Raw genomic sequence first — 20,873 nt, 5'->3', positions numbered from 1 at the left:
CGGGCGCCCTGGCTTCATGCCTGCTGGCTGGGGCCTTCAGTGAATCGTTGGGAAGCGCTCCTTCACCAGCATCTCGGCCTGGTAGGCCATCTGGTCGAGCAGGCGGTCGCGTTTGCTCTCGGCCTCGCTCAGGGCCTTCTTGCCGTGCTGCTGAACCAGGTAGGCGTGGATCTGCCGCACTTCTCTGGACTCGAATATCGGCGCGAGGTTCTGCACCGCCACCATGCCGTTGGAGCGATGGGCGCGGGTGTTCAGCAGGACATGCGGCCCTTGCGCGGCCAGCACCCGGAAGCCCATCGCCTCGAAGACCGGCGCCTTGCCGGCCGCGCAGGCCACTTCGACATGGGGGCGCTGCTCGATCACGCGCTGCAGCATGGCCCGGGCGATGCCGTTCCGACGGTGGCTGGCCTGGACGGCGAGGTAGGCCAGGGTGGCGGCCTCGGCATCGTCCTGGCTCGGCAGGTACAGGGCGAAGCCGCGAACCTGCGACGGGTCTTCATCGTCCAGGGCCAGGACCAGGCGTGCGCTGCTGGCCTGGGTGGCGTCCATGGCCTGCAGGTACAGGTGCACCTCGTAGCCGATCACGTACTGATACAGCTGATAGAGCGGATTGCTGGGCGTCAGCGACACCGGGCTGATGTCGCTGAAGTAGTCCACCACCATCTGCAGAACCTGATTCTTCAGGGACTCGGGCGGCGGTGTGTCCAGGTGTACGAGGGTGAACATGGTGAAGCGGGCTCCGGGCGTGCCCGATCCGGGGAATCGGCGCGGGCGACATTGTAGCGCCGGAGTGCGTGTTCGCCGCCCCCGCCCGAGCGTTTTTCGAGCACATGAATGTGAGCCGGTGGGGGGCTCGAGGGGAGGATCACGTCTCATGCGGGGTCGAACTCACCCGGGTCGGCCGCTGCCTGATCACGACGGGCAAGGACTGCGGCGGCAAGAACGTGACCGCCGGGATCGAGCACGCCTTCCCGCTGCCACTTGGCGAGCGAGTTCGGGCCAGCCTCTACATCTGGATTTCCGCCAACGCTCTTCGTAGCGGTGCGTCGGAAATCTGGATGGGGCCGTGGAAGGGGATATCCATGTCCAGCACCAGATAGACCGAGGCTGCGATCAGCATCGCCGAGGTGGTGAACATGCTGACCACCATCGGGTTGCGCGGAGCCCGGTAGCCGAAGCTTGCGTAGATCAGGGTCATCCAGGCGACCAGCATGCCGATCAGGGGCAGGGGCATCGTGCCCTCGGACTGTTCGACGATTCTCCAGCGCTGTTCGACCAGCGAGTGATATTGCTGGCGAAGGTCGCTCAGCTGGGTTTCCTGGTATCGGTTGTGGGGCTTGATGGCAGCGAGCGCCACGCCGATCTCGTCCAAAAATTGCGTGGCGGGGCTCGTGCGGTGCTGCAGGGCTTCATCGCCCCGGTAGGGGTTGGCGATGGCGCGCTCGACATACGCGGCCAGGTGGTTGCGTGTGCTCTGCGCATCCTCGCCATAGTTCTTCAGCGTACGGTCGAAAATGATCAGGCTCGTGGCGTAGCCGTGCATGCTGGCGTCGATGCCCTCGAAGGTGTTCTTGGCCGAATTGATCATCAGGCCGAACACCAGTGAGGTCATGACGACGAAGATGTTGGCGACCAGCCGCACCACGGTATTGGTGTCCTCGTCGCGGTGCCGGGCCGAGAGCTTGGGGTACAGCTGCATCATCAGCAGGGATGCCGCCAGCAGGCAGGTGAATGTCCCTAGCGCAATCCAGATGGGTTCCATAGGCGTCGTTCTCGTTATCCGCGCGGGCAGGTTGGGGCAGTACCACGTTAGCTGCGCGAGCAACACGCCGCTGTGCTTTTCGAACGGTACCGGTGCATTTGGTTCTGGCGACCCGGTTCCGCGGGAGTTCGCCGTTCTCGACACCGGCTGCTGGCTGCCGGCGTCGGCGGGATGCCGCGCAAGGGCTAGACTCGGCAGATCGTTATGTCCCTGCAGGAGGGGTTCGTATGTCCAGGCTCACTACATTGCTGGCGGCGCTTCTCGGAGGGGCCCTGATCATCGCGGCCCCCGCGATGGCCGACCCGGGAAACGGCAAGGGCAACAAGCACGACAAGGGCGGCCAGCATGGCGGCCAGGGGCACCAGGGCCAGGGCGGGGGGAATGACTGGCAGGGTGGCCCGAGCGTCGATATCGGCGGCGTGAGGATCATCCTCGATGACAACCGTGGCTACTGGAGCCCCGGCGCCCCGCTGCCGCCGGGCATCCAGAAGAACCTGGCACGGGGCAAGCCGCTTCCGCCCGGGATCGCCAGGAAGCTCGACAGCCGGCTGCTCGGCAGGCTTCCCCATTACGAGGGCTACGAGTGGCAGCAGGCCGGTACCGATCTGTTGCTGATCGCCATCGCCACGGGCGTGATCCAGGACGTGCTGCACGGGGTACTGGACTGACCCCGCCCTCGCTCAAGGCTCGGCGGGCGATTCATAGCGGCGCCGTATGCGCTCCAGCTCGCCCGAGCGCCGCAGCTGCTCCAGCGCGCGGGCCCAGGCGTCGATCAGCGCGTCGTCGCAATCGCGGCTGAAGGCGATGTACAGGGATGAGCGATAGACCTCGACGGGCACCCGGCGCAGGGTGTCCGGCGCGATACCCAGCTGGCGGCTGTAGTAGCTCACGCCCGCATCGGTATCGCCGATGATCAACTCGGTTCGCCTGGCCAGCAGCATGCGGTAGAGCTGCTGGCTTTCTGCTGCGCTCTTGTCGAGGTTGGTGAAGCCGAGCGACTCCAGCACCCTCGGCACCAGGCCGGCGTGGCGGGTGGTGAGGCGTGGCGCATGCATCAGTTGCTCCAGTGAGCTCACCGGGACGGGGGTGTCGGACAACTGGTAGGGATGGATCGATTCTTCGACGATAGGCCCGACCCACTTGTACAGCGGTTCCCGGTCCGGCGTGCGGAACATCGAGTACATGATGGTCCCGGGGCGGGTCTGCAGCATGTGGGCGGCGCGCATGCTGGGCATTACCGCGATCTCGAAGCCGTCCCCGGTGCGCGCCATGATGGCCCGCACGACCTCCGTGGCCATGCCGGTCAGCTGGCCGTTCTCAAGGTAGTTGTAGGGCGCCCACTCTTCGGTGACGACCTGGTATCGCTCCGCCCTGGCCGTGGTGCCGAGCACCAGGCAGAGCAGCGCTGCAGTAAAGACCGACTTCACATGTTCTGCCTGGTGGACTGGAGCCGTTCGGGGAGGGAATCGGGGGCAAGCATAGCGGCGGTATCAGGCCGGATACACCATAAGACCGAACGCTGCGCGCCGCTGGGACGATGCGCGCAGCCGGCGGGGTGGTTATTCCAGATGCTCCGGCTTCACCGGTTCGCCGTATTGTGCGTTCAGTTGCTCCCGCACATCCGCGAACATCGCGTCGTAGTGCTTGTGCATCGAGCCGATGCTGCTCAGGGCCTTGGGAATGCCGTACTTCTCCGCGATCTTGGTCACGTTGCTGGCGAAGTTGTAGGCCAGGTCCTTGGGCAGGAAGAAGGTTTCCTTGAGCTCCTTGCCCATGATGCTGCCGTGCAGGGTGAAGAGCATGCCCTTGCCTTCCTTCGGGTCCTGGGAGACTTGGTAGTCGATGCACAGGTCGTAGCTCACATCGTGCTCGTTCAGTGCATGGCGCTCGATGTGCAGGCGACCGGGTTCGAACGTGGCCATGGGGTTCTCCTCCTTAAGATGCGGGTTGCCGGCTGGGGGCGGGTTTCGCCGGGCGGGGCGTCGGTCATTGAACGCTAGTTTGTCTTCGGGCTTTGTAAAGCGGGCTTCCCGGCGGGTGCGCACGCGCGATCGCCGGCCCACGGACGTTCGTCGGCAGGCGGAACCGGCTTTTTTGTGCTTGTTTGAATCACTGGGTGGCGGCCTCGTGGTGAGGCCCTCTCTGGCAGGGGAGCCGCGGGAATGACGCAACCGGCACAGAAGCTTCGCTTGAGTGCACTGATCGCCCTGGTCGTGGGTTCGATGATCGGCGGCGGGATATTTTCGTTGCCGCAGAACATGGCCGAGCGGGCCGATGCCGGCGCGATACTGATCGGCTGGTCGATCACAGCGGTGGGCATGCTGACGCTGGCCTTCGTGTTCCAGACCCTGGCCAACCGCAAGCCGGAATTGAACTCCGGCGTCTACGCGTACGCCAAGGCCGGGTTCGGCGACTACATGGGGTTCTCTTCGGCCTGGGGCTACTGGATCAGCGCCTGGCTGGGCAATGTCGGCTACTTCGTCCTGCTGTTCAGCACCCTCGGCTATTTCTTCCCGGTGTTCGGCCAGGGCAATACGCCGATCGCCATAGGCTGCGCCTCGCTGCTGCTGTGGTCCGTGCACGTTCTGGTGATGCGCGGGATCAAGGAAGCGGCGTTCATCAACCAGCTCACCACCGTGGCCAAGGTGGTGCCGCTGGTGATGTTCATCGTCATCGCCGCCGTCGCCTTCAAGGCCGAAATCTTCACCCGCGACATCTGGGGCAGCAGCAACCCGAAGTTCGGCAGCGTGATGGAGCAGGTGCGCAACATGATGCTGGTGACGGTGTTCGTCTTCATCGGCATCGAGGGGGCCAGCGTGTATTCCGCGAGGGCGGAGAAGCGCGCCGACGTGGGGCGCGCCACCGTCATCGGTTTCCTCGGCGTGCTGGCGCTGCTGGTGCTGGTCAACCTGCTGTCGCTGGGCATCATGAGCCAGCCAGAACTGGCGCAGTTGCAGAACCCGTCGCTGGCGGCGGTGCTGGAGCGCATAGTCGGCCCCTGGGGGGCGTTGCTGATCAGTGTCGGGCTGGCCATCTCCCTGCTCGGGGCCCTGCTGTCGTGGGCGCTGCTCTGCGCGGAAATCCTCTACGCCACGGCCAAGGACCGGACCATGCCGGCATTCCTCTGCCGGGAAAACGCCCAGCATGTGCCGGTCAACGCCCTGTGGCTGACCAATGGGATGATCCAGCTGTTCCTGCTGATCACGCTGTTCTCCGCCGGCACCTACACCAGCCTGATCTACCTCGCGTCGTCGATGATCCTGGTGCCCTACCTGTGGTCCGCCGCCTATGCGCTGCTGCTGAGCCAGCGCGGCGAGACCTACGAGGGGGCCGCAGGGGAGCGTGCGCGCGACATGTTCGTCAGCGGCATCGCGCTGAGCTACGCGGTCTGGCTGCTGTACGCCGGCGGGGTGAAGTACCTGCTGCTCTCGGCCCTGCTCTACGCGCCCGGGGTGCTGCTGTTCGCCAAGGCCAAGCACGAGCAGGGCGAACCGCTGTTCACCTCGATCGAGAGGGGCATCTTCGCCTGCGTGATCCTTGGCGCCGGGGTGGCGGCCTATGGCCTGTACAGCGGGTTGCTGACGTTGTGAGGCGAGCGACGGGTTCCAGGGCGGGGTGGCGATAGGCGCCCGCCGCGAAAGCACGTGGAGCTCGTTGTGATTTGCGTGTCTGCGTCGCGGATTTATCCCGTGCTTTGCCGCACGCTCGCCGTCCGCCACCAGGCCGACCTTTCACGGAAGAATCCCATGTCATCGCTCTCTCTGAACCTGTACATGAAAGCGGACGGCGCTGCCGCGCAGGACGCCATCCGCACCTTCGTGCGCCATGTGAACGCGCAGGACTACGCGGCGGTGGAGGCGATGGACGTCGAGGAGACGCTCTACGATGTCGACGACATCTTCGCGGCGGCCATCACCCTGCGCGAGAGCGACGGGCTGTTCCACCTGGAGTTCGAGTCGGCCAGCTCCCTGGAGGTCGAGGTGCTGGTGGCGTTCTTCCATTTCCTTGGCGCGACCGAGATCGAGATCAGCGCCTTCGACTCGAGCACCGCGGAAACCTTCTACATGGATGACGCGTGCGAGTACTTCGACGACCATGCCGCGCGCCCGTGGCGCTGGCTGCCTTCGCCGACCTCTGGCTTCGTCGGCCGGCACGTGGTGGTCACCGGCGCCTTCAGGGACTACACCCGGCCGCAACTGGAGGCGCTGATCGCCCAGAAGGGCGGCATCATCCAGAAGTCCGTCAACGGCAAGACCACGCTGCTGGTGATGGGCAGCAAGCCGGGGGCCGACAAGACCGGCAAGGCCGAAGCCCTTGGCATCAGGACCATGGATGAGGACGAGCTGCTGGATGTGCTGGCAGGTGGCGAGACGCTTGCGGTGGATAGCGAGGCGCCTCAGCAGGAGCAGCAAGACGGCCCCGTCATCGCCTACCAGTACTGCTTTCCGGACAAGGACGCCCCGGTCGTCTCGCTGCCCGCCGAGGTACTCGAAGACGTGCTCGCCGTGCTGCGTGGGTGCGGCTACCTCAACGAGCACTACTACCAGGCGCAGCTCGAAAGCGCGCGGGAGTGGCATCCGGGCCTGGCCGCGAAGTTCAAGGCGTATCGCCATGCGCGGGACATCCCGGCCGAACTGCGTGGCCCGCTGGACCCGAAGACGGCATGGGGCATCTCCCACCTGTTCCGCGACCACCACACGAAGATCACCCGCTACGCGCCCTACCTCTTCGAGGCCGACGAGAAGGGCTATGGGCATGCGCTGGCGCGGATCGCCGCCTACTCGGGGCTGCCGCTGGAGGATATCCAGTACCGGAGCAAGCCGGGCACCCAGGGCAGCTTCACGCTCAGTTGCCGGTTCGAGGGCAGGCCCTACAGCGCGTCGTTCAAGTTCTCCGAGGACACCTTTCCCAAGCCGTTCCTGCGGCTGCTGCACGACATGGCCTCGGAGAGCGAGGCGTGGGACTTCATCTTCCACACGCGCCCTGGCGAGCCCTCGTACGCGGTGATACCCCGTGCGCTGGCGCAAGGGTTGGCGCGGCACGGTTTCCTCAAGCCCCTGTACACGCGGGCCATCTGAGCGCGGGTGTTCGAGCGGTCACCGGGGTAGGCGGCGCCGCTCGTTGCATCCGACAACCCGTCGATCAGGCCTCGTCCGCCCGCGCCAGCATCGCGGGAATCCTGCTGCGCCGGTTCGCCTCCTTCGCCAGCTGGCGTTCTTCCTCGCTGGCGAAGTCACGGTCCCAGGCCAGCACCTTGGGCGTCATCAGCCGGTGCCACAGCGGCGGGATCATCGCCACCAGGATGGTGGTCAGGTAGCCGCCGATCATCATCGGTGCGTCCGGGAAGGGGCGCAGGTCCTGGTAGGGCACTTCGCCCTGGGCATGGTGATGGGAGTGGCGGGTCAGGTTGAACATGGCCCAGGAGCTGATGCGCCGGTTGGTGTTCCAGGAGTGGCGAGGCTGCACCGGGGTGGCCGGGTTGCGGACCATGCCGTAGTGCTCCATGTAGTTGACGATCTCCAGCAATGCCTTCCCCCATAGCGCGCAGGCCACGAAGAACAGCGCCGCCGGCCAGCCGCCGATGCCGAAGGCGGCCGCCACCAGCAGCAGGCTCATGCCATGCCCCCGCAGCACCGCGTTGTGCCAGCCGAACAGGCTCTGCCCCTTGCGGGCGAGCCGGCGCCGTTCGATGCGCCAGGCGCTCAGGTTGCCCTTGAGCGTCGAGGCGAGCACATGGACATAGACGTTGCGCCCACGGGGTGCGGTGGCCGGGTCTTCGGTGGTGGAGACGTAGCGGTGATGGCCGTAGACGTGCTCGATGGAAAACACCGTGTCGAAGCTGAAGGCCAGCAGCCAGCGCCCGATCAGCATGGAGACCGGGTCCCAGGTGCGATGGGTGAGTTCATGGGCGGTGATGGTGCCGATCATGCCGATCATCAGCCCGGTGAGCAGCCAGGCGGAGAGGTGATGGCCGATGGCGGTGGCGTCGCGGGCGGCGAGCAGGTCCTGACCGCTCAGGCGCCCCAGGGCGGCGCCGAAGCCCAGCGGATCACCCTCGCTGACGCTCCACAGCGCCGTGAAGACGATCAGCCCCAGCAGGGGCAGGGCCAGCCAGAGCTGGGCGGTGAGGATGGCCGGGTACGTGAAGCGCGGGGTGCTGGTGTCATCCCCCGCGAACGCATCGCCGATCAGGTAGAAGGCCAGGACGGCCAGCAGCCCAGCGGTCGTCCAGGGGCCGCCGGCGAGCAGCGACAGCACGGCGGCCAGCCCGACGACGTGGAACAGGAAGAATTTGAGGTAGTGCAACGGATTCATGGCGGTTTCTCTTGTTGTAGGGTTCAGGCGCCAACGGCCGCCGGGTGCGGGGCCGTGGTGAAGCGGTCGGCGTGGATGTTGCCGGGCGCCAGCCCCCGCTCGCGAAGCAGGGCGGTGGCGCTGTCGATCATCCCGGGCGGGCCGCACAGGTAGGCGTGCGCGCCCGTCTCCAACAGCGCCGGGATGTGCTCGGTGACCAGGCCGCGTGCGCCGCTCCAGCGCGTATCAGGGGCGCTCTGCGACAGCACCGGGACGAAGCGGAAGGGGGCGGGCCACTGCGCGGCGAGGCTGGCGATTTCGTCCAGGGCGTAGAGGTCGTGCTCCTGGCGCGCGCCGAACAGCAGGGTGGCGGGGCGCCCGGGGGTGTTGGCCAGGGCGTCCTGCAGGATCGCCAGCAGGGGCGCGAGGCCGCTGCCGCCTGCGACCATCAGCAACGGCGCTGCCGAGGGGTGCAGGTGGAACTCGCCCTGCGGCCCCTCCAGGCTCAGGCCCTGGCCGAGCAGCGAGCGCTCGTCGACCAGGCCGGTGAACGACCCGCCGGGCACCTTGCGGATGAAGAAGGCCACCTGGCCATCCGGGCGCGGGGGCGTGGCGAAGGAGAACAGCCGTGGCTGGCCGGGCAGGGCATCGAGCGTCAGCGCCGCGTACTGGCCCGCCTTGTAGGGCAACGCGTCCTGCAACTGCACCACCAGCCGGGTGATGTCGTGGGTGAGCCTCGCCTGGCCGACGACCTTGCCGCGCACCCGGCGCATGGCCGCGTGGCGTGTGAGGTCGACCTCGATGCGCAGGTCCCCCAGCGGCACGCTCTGGCAGGCGAGTATGTAGCCCTGGTCGAGCTCCTCGTCGTCGAGGATGTAGCTGGCCTCGGTCAGCTCACGCACCCGGCCCGCCAGCAGCCGGCACTTGCAGGTGGCGCAACCGCCGACCCGGCAGCTGTGGGGGAAGTCGATGCCGTGGCGCAGCGCGGCGTGCAGCAGGGTTTCCCTGGGGTTCGCCCTGATCTCGACATCATTGACCCGCACCGTGCTCGGGCGGTGCCTGGAAAGGAATGCGAACATGCGTCCTCCTGTTGTGCTTGTTAGGTCGGGACGGCTGCATCCTAGGGGCGTTGCGTGCGGGGCGGAGAGGGCCTCAATTGACATTGTGGGGGTCATTAATTGACACTTTTTCCCCTGCCCATCCGCCCGTGAAACACAGACGCCGATGCCTGACTTCCTGCTTCCCGTGCAGTACCTGCGACAGATCGCCGAGCAACTGCGGGTGATGGGCGTGGCGCCCGCCGAGTGGCTCGGCCATTGCGGCGTCGGGCTCGAACAACTGGATGACCCGCACTACCAGCCCCGGGTCGAGCTGTTCGGCGAACTCATCCAGCAGGCGTTGCGCTTGAGCGGGGAGCCGGCGCTGGGGCTGCTGATCGGCGAGCGGCTGGGCGTCGGCACCCATGGCGCGCTGGGTTTCGCCGCCCTGCAGGGCGGCTCGCTGCGCCAGGTCGTCGAGCTGCTGGAGCGCTACCTCGCCGTGCGCATCACGCTGGTCCGGGTGCAGCTCGAACAGGATGAGGCTGCGCAGCAGGAGCACCTGCGCTTCGTGCCCACCCATCCGCTCGGGGCGATCGAGCAGACCGTGATCGAGGCGGTGATGCTGGCGGTGAAGAACATCTTCGATGCCATCACCCCGGGCGGCGGGGCGATCAGTCGGATCAGCCTCCCGTTCCCCGAGCCGGCCTACGCCGAGCTGGCCAGCCAGATGTACGGCTGCCCCGTGTGCTACGCGCAACCCCGGGCCGCCTTCACCCTCGGCACGGCGCTGCTGGATACGCCGCTGCGCATGGCCGACCCGGCGGCCTTCCGGGAGGCGGAGCTGATGTGCCAGCGCGAACTACAGAAGCTGGGGGAACCGAGCGCCCTCGGGGCCCGGGTCCGTCGGCTCATCCTGGAGCGGCAGAACGCCTTCCCGAGCCTGGTCGTCACCGCGCGTCTTCTGTGCATGACACCGCGCACGCTGCACCGCCGCCTGCTGGCCGAGGGCACCAGCTTCAAGCAGGTGCTCAAGGAGGTCCGCCATGCGCTCGCCCTGGAGCACATCAGGGCCGGGCGGCTCTCGGTGGAGGAGATCGCCCAGGTGCTCGGCTACAGCGACGTGGCCAACTTCCGGCGGGCGTTCAGGCAGTGGGAAGGCGTGGCGCCGTCGGAGTATTTGCGGGTGAAGGCGACGTAGCCGCTGCGCAGGGGGCGCTTCGAGAGCGCGAGGATGGCTTCTGTCCAGCGAGGCCGGCGCGCCCCGTCATGTGTCAAGACAGTGGGGCACGCAGGGCAGGGCGGGGTGTTTCCGGCGGCGGCCTATTGAGTGGTGTGGTCGCGGCCCCACAGGCGCACCGACTTCGGCCCTTCCACCGGGCCCTGGAACAGGAACTTCTGGCGTACGCCGGTCTTCGGCGGCACGGTGACTTCATCGACGTTTTCCATCGGCACCAGGTTGGTAGAGTAGTCGTCCTTGTCGATGGCCAGCAGGGCGCTGTTGTGGGTGAGGTTGATCAGGCGCACCGGCTTGTCGGTGAGGTTCTTGAAGCCGAACAGGACGCTCAGATTGTCGTCGACGGCTTCGACCTTCAGCAGCTTGACGTCGACCTTGCCGTCCAGCTGGTCGAGCTGGGAGATGACGAGGGCACCGTCCGCGCCCTGGGCGGACTCACGGCCTTCCGTGACGCCTTCCGAAGCGCCGCCCAGCAGGTTCTTGCCGGCGGAGATAGCGGTCGAGACCGCGGCCTTGGCCGACTCCTTGAGGGTGCTGGTGCTCTCCGCCGGCTCTTCGGCGAACGCGGTGCCCGCAGCCAGCAGCAGCGCCAACGCGATTGCGCTCCGTGAGTAGTTGCCCATGCTTGTCGCTCCTTTGTCAGCGCTGATCGGCCAGATGGTCCGGGCGGCTTTTTTAGCACAGGCACGGCCGGAAAACAGCCGAGCGCATCCAACTCGGCGGCTTTGTTTTGCGTGATGCGGTGCTCCGTTCGGTTGCGTGCCACTCGGCCCCGCAGCGACCTATCCCCCGATCTGGAACAGGTGCTCGAAGCCCTTGAGGGTGCTATCGACGAAGCGGGCGTCGCTGGTGGAGTCGGGGAGTTGCAGCACACCGTGGATGACCAGCGAGGCCAGGCCGTGGGTGTAGGACCAGCCGGCCAGGGCGGCGCGGCGGACTTCGGCGCTGTCGATGGCCTGCCCGAGGATCTCGGCAATGATGCGCTTGAGCTCGCCGAAGGCGTCATCGCGGGCCTCGCGGTAATCCACGGACAGGTCATCACCGCCCAGCTCCGGGCCGAACATCAGTTGGTACAGCGCGGGGTTGGCACGGGCGAAGCTGAAGTAGGCCAGGCTGGCGTCGCGCAGCTTCTGCAGGCCGGCATTGCCCTTGTCTTCCCGGCGCAGCGCGATGCCCAGTTCGCGAAAGCCCTGGGCGGCCAGCTGGCCCACCAGTTCGGCGCGGTTGGCGTAGTGGTGGTAGGCGGCCGTGGAGCTGACGCCGACCCGCTCCGAGACCGCGCGCAGCGACAGCTTGGTCGGCCCCACTTCCTCGAGCATCTCCCGCGCGGCCTGCAGCAGCTGCGGGGCGAGGTTGCCGACGTGGTAGGTGTCGCGGGCGCGCTGGGGTGTCTTGCTCATGCGGGGCGGGGCCTTTGTTCCGGGGGCTTCGGGGCGGGGCGATCTTAGCATCGGGAAATATCTTGACGGTGCTAAGATTTAAATCTTAGCATCGCTAACATTCAGCCCCGAGGTGCATCCCATGGATTCAAGATATGCGTGCTTCGCGCTCAGCATCGACAGCGGTGTCGCCCACTTGCAACTCAATCGCCCCGACAAGGCCAACAGCCTGACGCGGGCCTTCTGGAGCGAGCTGCCGGAAGCGGTAGGGCGCCTGAGCCGTTCCGGCCAGGTGCGGGCGCTGGTCATTTCGGCGCAGGGCAAGACGTTCTGCGGCGGCCTGGACATGCAGATGTTTTCCACGGCCAAGGAATTCCATGCCAGCAGCCCGCAGGAGCGGGAGCTGCTGCAGGTCAACCTGGAGCGCATGCAGGGGGCGCTGAATGCCCTGGAGCAGGCGCGCTTCCCGGTGATCGCGGCGGTGCAGGGCGCCTGCATCGGCGGTGGCTTCGACCTGATCGCCGCCTGTGACCTGTGCTTCGCCAGCGAGGCGGCCACCTTCCGCATCGAGGAAACCAACGTCGGCATGATGGCCGACCTGGGCGTGCTGCAGCGCCTGCCACGGCTGATCCCGGCCGGCGTGGCGCGCTACCTGGCGTTGACCGGGGACACCCTGGGCGCCGCCGAAGCCTACCGCCTGGGCCTGCTGGCCAAGCTCTTCGCCACGCCCGAGGCGCTGCTGGAGGGGGCCTTCGCCGCCGCCCGCAGGATCGCCGAGCGCCCGCCGGTGGCGATCAACGGGATCAAGCGCGCGATGCTCTACAGCCGTGACCACGGCGTCTACGAATCCCTGCAGCACACCGTCCTGCTGCAGAGCGCCATCCTCAGCGGGCAGGACATCCTGCGCTCGGTGGGGGCGCGGGCGGCGGGTACGCCGGCGCAGTTCCCCGACCTGCTCGAATTGCAGGAAACCTTCTGAGGCCTTTTTTCCAACCCAATCTTATCGTTGATAAGTTCGAGGTGATCGATGACGCATTACGACGCCGTGGTGATCGGCGCCGGCAACGCCGGGCTGACCGCCGCCACTGCGCTGCAGCGGGGCGGCAGCCGCACCCTGCTGGTGGAGCGCCACAACATTCCCGGGGGCTGCGCGACCTCCTTCGTGCGCGGCAACTTCGAGTTCGAGGTGGCGCTGCACCAGCTCAGCGGCCTGGGCACCGAGGACAAGCCGTTCGTGATGCGGACGTTCTTCGACAAGCTCGGGGTGCTGGACAAGGTCCAGTTCATCCAGGAGCACGCCTTGTACCGCCTGGTGGTGCCCGGTGAGCTGGACGTCACCCTGCCGGCCAGCTGGTCGGGCATCCGCCGCCTGCTGCAGGGCATGTACCCCGCCGAAAGCGAGGCCATCGAGCGCTTCATGCTGGTGTGCGAGAAGGTCACCCTGGAAAGCTTCATGACCCTGCCGCAGGCCAGCCGCAGCAACAGCGAGGCGATGCTCAAGTCGCTGTGCCCGTACTACGTGCAGTACGGCTTCCGCCCGGCGCGGGAGGTGCTGGACGAGTTCTTCGCAGACGCCAAGCTGAAGAACATCCTCGCCACCTACTGGCTCTACCTCGGCGTGCCGCCGAGCATGCTGCCCTTCGCCGACCTGGCGACCATGCTCTACGCCTATGCGGTGTTCAAACCCTGGCACATCAAGGGCGGCTCCCAGGCCATGTCCAACGCGCTGGTGGGGTCCTTCCTCGAAGCGGGTGGCGAGGTGCGCTTCAACTGCGCCGTGGAGCGGATCCACACCGAGGAGGGGCGCGTCTGCGGTGTCACCCTGGAAGGCGGCGAGCGGGTCGGGTGCGACGCGGTGGTGTCCAACGCCAGCCCGCTGATCACCTTCAACGAGCTGCTCGACCTGCCGCAGCCGCCGTCGAAGGTGCGGCAGGACTTCAAGTCTCGGCGCATGGGCACCTCGGCCTTCGTCATCTACCTCGGCCTGGACTGCACGCCGCAGGAGCTGGGGGTGACCACCGCCTCCAGCTTCATCTACGAGACCCTCGACGAGGAGCAGATCCACGCGCGCATGGGCAGCCTGGAGCCGCCGCTGGGCGGCATGCTCACCTGCTATAACCTGGAGGACCCGAGCGCCGCCCCCGAGGGCAAGAGCCAGGTGGTGCTGGTCTGCCTGCAATACGGCGATGTGTGGAAGTCGGTGAAGCCGGAAGACTACGCGCAGACCAAGTACGCCTTCGCCGAGAAGCTCATCGCGGTGATCGAGAAGGTCTACCCGAAGGTGCGCCAGTACATCGAAGAGGTCGAGGTGGCCACGCCGCTGACCATGATGCGCTACCTCAACACGCCCGGCGGCGCCATCTACGGCTTCCAGCAGAGCGCGCAGGACTCGGCGCTGCTGCGCGAGCGCCTGGACGCGGCGCCGGGCCTGTACATGGCCGGCGCCTGGACCTCCATGGGCGGTTTCCAGCCCACCTACATGGCCGGCGAATCCACCGCCCGCGCCGTACTCAAGCACCTGAAGGCGAAGAAAGAGGTGGCCCATGCCTGAGCACAACCCGTTGAACGCGATCGCCGGCTATGCCGAGGCCTTCGCCGCCAAGCTGGCGCTGGAGGAGGGGGGCAGCGACTTCCAGGAAGTGCGCGGCGAGGTGGGCAGCACCGTGGTGCAGCTGCACCCCAAGCGCCTGGCGCTGGAGGTGGCCGAGATCATCGACGAGACCCCGAGCACCCGCACCCTGCGCCTGGTGGCGGCCGACGGCCAGCCGCTGCCGCCATTCCAGGCGGGGCAGTACGTCAACCTGTTCGTCGAGATCGACGGCGTGCACACGGCCCGGCCCTACGCCATGTCCTCCTCGCCGCTGCAGCGCATGCACTACGACCTGACGGTGAAGCGGGCCCAGGGCGGCTTCGTCTCCCACTACCTGCTCGATGGCGTGAGCGTGGGGCAGCGCCTGACCAGCTCCGGGCCGATGGGCACCTTCCACCACAACCCGCTGTTCCATGGCGACGACCTGGTGTTCCTCGCCGGTGGCTCGGGCGCGGCGCCGGCCCGCAGCATCCTGCTGAACATCCTCGACCGCCAGCCGCCGCAGCGCCTGCACATGGTCTACGTGAACAGCCATGTGGACGACGTGATCTTCGCCGAGGAGCTGCGCGAACTGGCCGCGCGCCATGCCAACTTCACCCTCAGCGAAGTCATCTCGCGCCCGCCGGCAGACTATGCCGGGCACAGCGGTCGCCTGACCCTGGAGACGCTCCAGGCGCTGTTGGGCGAGGTCGGCGAGCGGATGTACTACATCTGCGGGCCGACGCCGTTCAACGACAGCTGCGTGGCACTGCTCGGCGAGCTGGGCGTGGCCCGGCGGCGCATCCGGGTCGAGGCCAACGGTGCGCCGAAGACTCCGCACGAGCAGGCCGGCTGGCCGGCGGGCGTGGCGCTGGAGGATGAGGTGCAGGTCACCGTGCGCGGCCGTGGCAGCTTCCGCAGCCAGGTCGGCGAGCCCCTGCTCAATGCCCTGGAGCGCAACGGCTACTTCGTGGAGAACGCCTGCCGCTCGGGCGAGTGCAGCCTGTGCCGGGTCAAGCTGGTGGCAGGCAACGTGTTCAACCCGCAGGAGGCGCATCTGCGCCAGTCCGACCGTGACTTCGGCTGGATCTATGCCTGCGTGGCGTTCCCCACCGGGGACATCGAAATCCTGCTGTAACGCGGCGCGGGCGGCTCGTCATCGCGGGCCGCTCGCCGGCAACCTCGCGGCGTTCGCCCCGGACGCGCGCAGGGCGTCGAGCGGCTGGCCGCCTACAAGGTGCCCAGGCGCATCGGGTGCCGCGCGCAATTGCCCAAGCCGTCCATCGGCAAGATACTCCGGGCCCAGCTGTGCACCTGAGCGGGCATGGGCCCATGCCGGGCAGGTTTCTTTCTGATTGAGGAGTTCCGATGTCGATCTGGATCACCGCCTTGCCCGTGCTGGCGGTCGGGCTCGGCGCCCACTACCTGCGTACGGCGGCGCGCAAGCCGGAGCTGGTCTATCAGGCCAACCCGGAGAACCAGGCGCTGATCGCCCAGGTGCCGCGCCTCACCCGGCGCTTCTGGGCGACGCCCTGGCTGTTCAACGGCCACCTGCAACTGCTTGGCCTGGGCCTGAAGAAGGCCTTCGCCCCGCGCCTGGCCTACGACCGGGTCGACACCCTGCGCATGGCCGATGGCGGCACCACGGCGCTGCACTGGCTCGGCGCCGAGCTGCCGGCGGAGGTGCCGACCCTGGTGGTGCTGCACACCATCACCGGCTCGCCCCACAGCATGCGCGGCTTCGTGCGGGACCTGCAGCGGCTCACCGGCTGGCGCGTGGTGTTCTGCGAGCGCCGTGGCCACGGCCGGCTGCCGCTGACCAGCCCGCGCTTCAACACCCTGGGCGACACGGCGGACCTGCGCGAACAGCTGCGCCTGATCGGCGAGCGCTACCCCCGCTCGCCGCTCTACGCCGCCGGTATTTCCGCCGGCACGGGGCTGCTGATCCGCTACCTGGGCGAGGAGGGCGAGGCGACACCGTTGCGCGGCGCCTTCGCCTACTGCCCGGGCTACGACATCCGCGTGGCCTTCGCCCGCTCGCGCGCGCCCTACACCCGCCTGATGGCGCGCAAGCTGGTGCGCCAGTTCGTCACCCCCAACCGCGAGGCACTGGCGCACCTGCCCAGCCTGGCCGCCCTGGAGGGCGCGCAGAGCCTGGATGAGTTCCACCGCCACCTGTACGAGTGCGCGGGCTACCCCAGCCAGCAGGCCTACCTGGAGAGCTGCAACCCGATCACGGTGATGGAGACGGTGAGCATCCCGCTGCTGGTGCTCAACGCCGAGGATGATCCGGTGTGCGTGGTGGGCAACGTGCGCGACCACCAGCACGCCATGGCACGCATGCCCAGGACCGTGCTGGCGGTCACCCGGCGGGGCAGCCACTGCGCCTACCTCGCCGGCTTCACCGCGCGCTCGTGGGCGCATCACCTGGCGGCCGAGTTTCTCCGGGCGGTGGACGTGCAAGCCCGGCGCTAGCCGCTACGCGGCCCGGTTCAGCTTGAGCTAGACACGCTTCAGCACATGCTGAGTGCGTGGTGTGCCGCCGAAAGATATGGTGAGAGTAAGGGTGTATCCATCACGGGAAAGCAGCAGGTTTACCGGAAGATCCGAAGCTTCGAATGCAATATCCGATTTCGACTTAAGTTGCCCGCTCAAGTGGATAACGTTAGGGAAACCGAACAGAGCAAACAGCTCAACAGATTGGCCAGCGGCACCAACAACTCCAGCCATTTGCACCTTGTCCCTCATGCGGAGCTCAATCATCTGGCCGTGTCCCGAGCGCGTTATCTGCAATAGAGCTGCATCATCGAGCGATCTGTACGTACCGGCCAGATGTTGCATGAACTCAAGAGCGGGAATATGCGTGATCATTTCGAGCGCCGGGGCGTTGTGGTTGAAGGGGGATGTCAGGGTGTCTCAGGCAAACTCATCTGCCGGCGATGTCACCAATGCCAGGCGATGGTAGGTTGCCAGCAATGCCATTCTTATGAGCGGCATCATGATATGGAAATTACAGCGAGCGCTTTGGGTTTGGCGTGAGGCCTGCTGGTAGCTGCATTCATATATCGTGCATTCCTTTGGCTGGCTCCGGTGCCTAACTTACGGAAAGTAGCTGAATGGATGGCGATATGTCATCAGGAAACGTGGACCCTTTTCGACGCTCCGTGCTGAAGTCGACGGCGGGCCATCCAGTTGCTGGTTCTGTTTGCCTCTGCGCCCGAACCGGCCCTATCAAACTCGAATACGGTGACTCGATTGACTGACTATGCCTGCCTGCTGAAAACCCCATCGGTCCAGGTCTACCAGGCCCTGCGCCTGGGTTCCGGCCTTAGCGGCAAGACCGATGAAGCTGCGGCCCGGGGGCTGCCCAATACGCTCTTCGCCGTCCAGGTCCTGCATGGGGAACAGCCCGTCGGGATGGGGCGGGTCATCGGTGATGGCGGCTGTTTCTTCCAGGTTGTGGACATCGCCGTCCTCAAGGAGCACCAGGGCAAGGGCCTGGGGAAACGCATCATGGGCGAGATCCTGACGTACCTCCAAGCCCATGTTCCGGCGAGCGGTTATGTCAGCCTCATCGCAGACGGCCAGGCGCAGGACCTGTATGCGCAGTTCGGGTTCGTTCATACCGCGCCGCGCTCGGTGGGCATGGCGTACAGGCCGTCGGAGGCGGCGGAAAGGCGCCGGGCGCCCGATAACGGCTCCTGATCCGCACGGTTCCCTTCCGGCTGATGGGGCAGGGACGGATGCACCGCCGCCTGCTGGCCGAGGGCAGCAGCTTCAGGCAGGTACTCAAGGAGGCCCTGATGCGCTCGCCCTGGAGCGCATCAGGGCCGGGCGGCTCTCGGTGGAGGAGATCGCCCAGTTGCTCGGCTACAGCGACGTGGCCAACTTCAGGCGGGCGTTCAGGCAATGGGAAGCCGTGGCGCCGTCGGAGTACCTGCGGGTGCAGGGCGAGGTGCTCAGAGCCGCCTCCCGCCATGCAAGTTGACCTGTTGCCCCAGGCGCCTGACGGGTCGGCCGCTGGCGGCGGTTTCTACGCATTCTTTATGGCGTGCCGTCCTGGCCATCTAGCTTCGTAACGCAGTAGCGGCGGATTCTCGGTGCGACCCATCGGGCCCAGCCTCGCACCTTGCGCAGGCCTGCCCGGCTACCCAGGGAAGACGTGATCCATGTTGAACTCCATGCCTCGAGGCCTGCTCACGGGCCTTGCCTTCCTCCTGGCGGCGGCGATCGCTACGCCCGTCGACGCCTACCCACACCCGCGCAGCGCTGGGCAGGGGCCGTCCAGCCCCGCCGCTCAGAGTCCCTGGCACGAACCGCGTGGCAAGGCCGCAGCCCCTGGTGAGCCGATGAACCTTGCTGGGGCCGATGTCGTCAGTCCGTGCCCGACGACGGGCGCTGGAGTGGCGTCCGTCCGATGCAGCGTGTCGGCACCGAGGGCGGCGAATGCTCCCTCAGCCTGGGCGGCATTGCGGCGTTCGATGGACCCGGTGACCCGGGACCCTGTCCGGACCCCCTGATGCGGATCCAAGGAGAAACAAGCGTGGACTCCCTCTGCCCCGACCTGCTGGCCGAGGTGCGCGCCTTTCGTGCGCAGCACCCGCAGGTGCGCCATGTCGATCTGATCTCCCTGGATATCCCGGGGCATTTCTACGGCAAACGCTATCCCGTTGAGCTGCTCGAGAAGGTGGCGGCCGGAAGTGCCCTCAAGCTGCCGCAGAACTGTGTGTTGCTGGGGGCGCAGGGCGGGATGTTCCAGATCGGCCGGTACTGCTTCAATGATGGCGACCCCGACGCCCGGCGTCGCCTGGTTCCCGGCACCTTGAAGCGGGTTGGCTGGGAAGCGCAGCCGCTGGGGCAGATGCTGATCACTTCCGAGGGCACCGAGGCTCCCATCGCCTTCGAGCCCCGTGAGGTGCTCGCGCGGGTCCTGGCGCGCCTGCGGGGCAAGGGCATCCATCCGGTGGTGGCCTTTGAACTGGAGTTCTATCTGTTCGCCGCCCAGTTGAGCGACGGCCTGCCGCAATTCCCTCGCGATCCGCTGACGGGCGATGCGGACGACCAGCCGAACATGCACATCGAACGCCTGTCGCGCTTTTCAGTCGTGCTCGATGAGATGGTCGAAACGGCTCGGGCCCAGGGTATCGACGCCACGGCCATCACCGCCGAGCGTGGACCTGGCCAGTTCGAGATCAATTTCAGCCACCTCGCCGACGGCCTGCGGGCTGCCGACTGGGCGGCCCTGTTCTGTCGCAGCACCCGAGGCGTGGCGCTCAAGCATGGCTACCGCGCCAGCTTCATGGCCAAGCCCTACCTGCAGCACGCGGGCAGCGGCATGCACGTACATGTCAGCCTCTACGACGAAGCGGGCGACAACCTGCTGGCGGCAGGACGGCAGTCGGCATTGCGGCATGCGGTAGCCGGTTGCCTGGAGCTGCTGCCCCACTGCATGCCCGTCTTCGCGCCGAACCACAACGCCCTGCGCCGCTACCGCGGTGCGGTTTGGGCTGGCTGGGGCTACGAGGACCGTAACGCCTGCCTGCGGATTCCAGAATCGGACCCGGGTAACCTGCGCATCGAGCATCGGCTGGCCGGTGCCGACGCCAATCCCTATCTGGTGCTGGCGACCATCCTCTGCGGGATGGAGATCGGCCTGGAGCGCCAGCGTGAGCCGGAGGAAAGCCAGGTCGGCGGCCTCGCGTTCCCGCAGGACATGATCGAGGCGGCTCGCGCCATGCAGCACCGGCCGGAACTGCGCGAGGGACTGGGGGCGGAGTTCGTCGATATCTACTGCGAGAACAAGCGGCAGGACCACCTGGCTTTCATGCAGGAAATCGGGGCGAACGAATACCGCTGGTACCTGTAGGAGAAGGCGGCAGGGCGTCACCCAGGCGATGGACAGGGGCCGGGCGCCCGACAACGGCTCCTGACCCGCACGGCCCTGGGCTAGTGCGAGTGTGCTAATTGACCCCCCGCCCATGGCGCCTCTAGATTCCAGCGCTCACCAGCGGGGTGCCTGTGGCGTCCGGCTGCCACCTCGGCAAAGGATGGGCCCGCCATGCGTTCTTCCCTCGTGTACCTGTTGTTCGCCCTGCTGCTGTTCACCCCCCATGGGATGGCGGCCGAAGTCGAGGCGATCTTCCGCTCGCAGGACACCGACGGTGATGGCGCGATCTCCGTGGCGGAGGCGCAGGCCGCGGCGCCGGCGGCTTTCGCGGCCATCGATCGCGACGGCGACGGAGTGGTGGGCGTGGACGAGATCGCCGCGAACATGGTCGCCGAGAGCGGTCCGGACATGGCCTGGCCGGCACCGGTGTTGAACTCGGTGGCGCAGAAGACGCTGGAATACTGGGATGCCAACCACGACGGCAAGGTGACGGGGCAGGAGTATGCGGACGCCTCGGTCGCACTGATGCTGCTGGCGGACTCGGACGGTGACCGCAAGGTGACCCGCGAGGAGCTGCGGCGCTTCCGGGGGGAGGCCCCCACGCCCTGAGTGAGCGTCGTCGGGAGGTCAGGCGACGCGCTTCGAGCGCCTCGGCCATGGCCGGCTCCTGCCGCGTCACCCCCGCGAACGCGGGGGCCACCGACCCCA

21 protein-coding genes are annotated in these 20,873 nt (G+C 67.0%); 12 read left to right on the top strand and 9 right to left on the bottom strand.

All coding sequences use genetic code 11. The annotated features are described in order from the left end of the window. Positions 1–36: 36 nt before the first annotated feature. Together ACYJSS_RS20085 and ACYJSS_RS20080 are read right to left on the bottom strand one after the other, a co-directional pair. On the bottom strand, positions 37–726 hold the full coding sequence (locus tag ACYJSS_RS20085; protein ID WP_111260307.1) for a GNAT family N-acetyltransferase: 690 nt from the start codon (positions 724–726) through the stop codon (positions 37–39). 280 nt (positions 727–1,006) lie between these two features. Further along, positions 1,007–1,762, bottom strand: coding sequence for a bestrophin-like domain (locus ACYJSS_RS20080; RefSeq protein ID WP_111260308.1), 756 nt, complete (start codon positions 1,760–1,762; stop codon positions 1,007–1,009). A gap of 227 nt (positions 1,763–1,989) precedes the next feature. Between ACYJSS_RS20080 and ACYJSS_RS20075 the strand changes: the two genes are divergently transcribed. After that, entirely contained in the window at positions 1,990–2,430 is a 441-nt protein-coding gene (locus ACYJSS_RS20075; protein WP_111260309.1) for an anti-virulence regulator CigR family protein, read from the top strand. Positions 2,431–2,442: 12 nt separating this feature from the next. Here ACYJSS_RS20075 and ACYJSS_RS20070 read toward each other — a convergent pair whose 3' ends face one another. Both ACYJSS_RS20070 and ACYJSS_RS20065 read right to left on the bottom strand, forming a co-directional pair. Next, positions 2,443–3,189 (bottom strand): substrate-binding periplasmic protein, encoded by a 747-nt coding sequence (locus ACYJSS_RS20070; RefSeq protein WP_111260310.1) that lies wholly within the window; start codon positions 3,187–3,189, stop codon positions 2,443–2,445. Positions 3,190–3,321: 132 nt separating this feature from the next. Continuing rightward, positions 3,322–3,684: a DUF5064 family protein gene (locus tag ACYJSS_RS20065; protein ID WP_111260311.1), complete on the bottom strand. Its 363-nt coding sequence runs from the start codon at positions 3,682–3,684 to the stop codon at positions 3,322–3,324. Between the two features lie 240 nt (positions 3,685–3,924). On the opposite strand from ACYJSS_RS20065, the gene arcD reads away from it, so the two are divergent. Next, entirely contained in the window at positions 3,925–5,352 is a 1,428-nt protein-coding gene (arcD, locus tag ACYJSS_RS20060; protein ID WP_111260312.1) for an arginine-ornithine antiporter, read from the top strand. 156 nt (positions 5,353–5,508) lie between these two features. Continuing rightward, entirely contained in the window at positions 5,509–6,840 is a 1,332-nt protein-coding gene (locus ACYJSS_RS20055; protein WP_111260313.1) for a BRCT domain-containing protein, read from the top strand. Positions 6,841–6,904: 64 nt separating this feature from the next. Here the strand turns inward: ACYJSS_RS20055 and ACYJSS_RS20050 are convergent, their stop codons facing one another. Both ACYJSS_RS20050 and ACYJSS_RS20045 read right to left on the bottom strand, forming a co-directional pair. Next, positions 6,905–8,077, bottom strand: coding sequence for an alkane 1-monooxygenase (locus ACYJSS_RS20050; RefSeq protein ID WP_111260314.1), 1,173 nt, complete (start codon positions 8,075–8,077; stop codon positions 6,905–6,907). Between the two features lie 23 nt (positions 8,078–8,100). Then, on the bottom strand, positions 8,101–9,135 hold the full coding sequence (locus ACYJSS_RS20045; RefSeq protein ID WP_111260315.1) for a 2Fe-2S iron-sulfur cluster-binding protein: 1,035 nt from the start codon (positions 9,133–9,135) through the stop codon (positions 8,101–8,103). Positions 9,136–9,280: 145 nt separating this feature from the next. Between ACYJSS_RS20045 and ACYJSS_RS20040 the strand changes: the two genes are divergently transcribed. Beyond that, a complete protein-coding gene (locus ACYJSS_RS20040) occupies positions 9,281–10,294 on the top strand; it encodes an AraC family transcriptional regulator (RefSeq protein ID WP_111260316.1) in 1,014 nt (337 codons plus the stop codon). A 122-nt stretch (positions 10,295–10,416) separates the two neighbouring features. On the opposite strand, the gene ACYJSS_RS20035 is transcribed toward ACYJSS_RS20040, so the two are convergent. Both ACYJSS_RS20035 and ACYJSS_RS20030 read right to left on the bottom strand, forming a co-directional pair. Continuing rightward, positions 10,417–10,953 (bottom strand): hypothetical protein, encoded by a 537-nt coding sequence (locus ACYJSS_RS20035; RefSeq protein ID WP_111260317.1) that lies wholly within the window; start codon positions 10,951–10,953, stop codon positions 10,417–10,419. 159 nt (positions 10,954–11,112) lie between these two features. Next, positions 11,113–11,730, bottom strand: coding sequence for a TetR/AcrR family transcriptional regulator (locus tag ACYJSS_RS20030; protein ID WP_111260318.1), 618 nt, complete (start codon positions 11,728–11,730; stop codon positions 11,113–11,115). Positions 11,731–11,851: 121 nt separating this feature from the next. Here ACYJSS_RS20030 and ACYJSS_RS20025 point away from each other — a divergent pair, with 121 nt between their 5' ends. The 4 genes from ACYJSS_RS20025 (at position 11,852) to ACYJSS_RS20010 (ending at position 16,753) form a co-directional block, all read left to right on the top strand. Continuing rightward, positions 11,852–12,688 (top strand): enoyl-CoA hydratase-related protein, encoded by an 837-nt coding sequence (locus tag ACYJSS_RS20025; protein ID WP_111263249.1) that lies wholly within the window; start codon positions 11,852–11,854, stop codon positions 12,686–12,688. A gap of 48 nt (positions 12,689–12,736) precedes the next feature. Then, the gene (locus tag ACYJSS_RS20020) at positions 12,737–14,260 is read left to right on the top strand and encodes a phytoene desaturase family protein (protein WP_236205565.1); all 1,524 of its coding nucleotides are present in this window, start codon (positions 12,737–12,739) and stop codon (positions 14,258–14,260) included. Beyond that, entirely contained in the window at positions 14,253–15,416 is a 1,164-nt protein-coding gene (locus ACYJSS_RS20015; protein ID WP_111263247.1) for an FAD-binding oxidoreductase, read from the top strand. Before ACYJSS_RS20020 ends, ACYJSS_RS20015 begins: the two co-directional genes overlap by 8 nt. 230 nt (positions 15,417–15,646) lie before the next feature. Beyond that, positions 15,647–16,753: a YheT family hydrolase gene (locus ACYJSS_RS20010; protein ID WP_111263246.1), complete on the top strand. Its 1,107-nt coding sequence runs from the start codon at positions 15,647–15,649 to the stop codon at positions 16,751–16,753. Between the two features lie 27 nt (positions 16,754–16,780). On the opposite strand, the gene ACYJSS_RS20005 is transcribed toward ACYJSS_RS20010, so the two are convergent. Beyond that, on the bottom strand, positions 16,781–17,149 hold the full coding sequence (locus ACYJSS_RS20005; RefSeq protein WP_111263245.1) for a hypothetical protein: 369 nt from the start codon (positions 17,147–17,149) through the stop codon (positions 16,781–16,783). 384 nt (positions 17,150–17,533) lie between these two features. Between ACYJSS_RS20005 and ACYJSS_RS20000 the strand changes: the two genes are divergently transcribed. The 4 genes from ACYJSS_RS20000 to ACYJSS_RS19985 all read left to right on the top strand — a co-directional run bounded on the left by ACYJSS_RS20000 (position 17,534) and on the right by ACYJSS_RS19985 (position 20,774). Beyond that, complete coding sequence (locus ACYJSS_RS20000; RefSeq protein ID WP_111263244.1) at positions 17,534–17,983, top strand: GNAT family N-acetyltransferase; 450 nt, start codon at positions 17,534–17,536, stop codon at positions 17,981–17,983. Beyond that, positions 17,880–18,266: a helix-turn-helix domain-containing protein gene (locus ACYJSS_RS19995; protein ID WP_371921722.1), complete on the top strand. Its 387-nt coding sequence runs from the start codon at positions 17,880–17,882 to the stop codon at positions 18,264–18,266. Before ACYJSS_RS20000 ends, ACYJSS_RS19995 begins: the two co-directional genes overlap by 104 nt. A gap of 531 nt (positions 18,267–18,797) precedes the next feature. Further along, positions 18,798–20,144 carry a glutamine synthetase family protein gene (locus ACYJSS_RS19990; RefSeq protein WP_236205605.1) on the top strand — a complete coding sequence of 449 codons (1,347 nt, stop codon included), beginning with the start codon at positions 18,798–18,800 and terminating at the stop codon, positions 20,142–20,144. A gap of 192 nt (positions 20,145–20,336) precedes the next feature. Beyond that, positions 20,337–20,774, top strand: a complete 438-nt coding sequence (locus ACYJSS_RS19985; protein WP_111263242.1) for an EF-hand domain-containing protein — start codon at positions 20,337–20,339, stop codon at positions 20,772–20,774. Positions 20,775–20,873: the final 99 nt, after the last annotated feature.

The organism is Pseudomonas sp. No.21 (assembly GCF_054558415.1).
The sequence above is the reverse complement of the archived record's forward strand: the minus strand, read 5'-3'. Positions and strand labels throughout refer to the sequence as shown.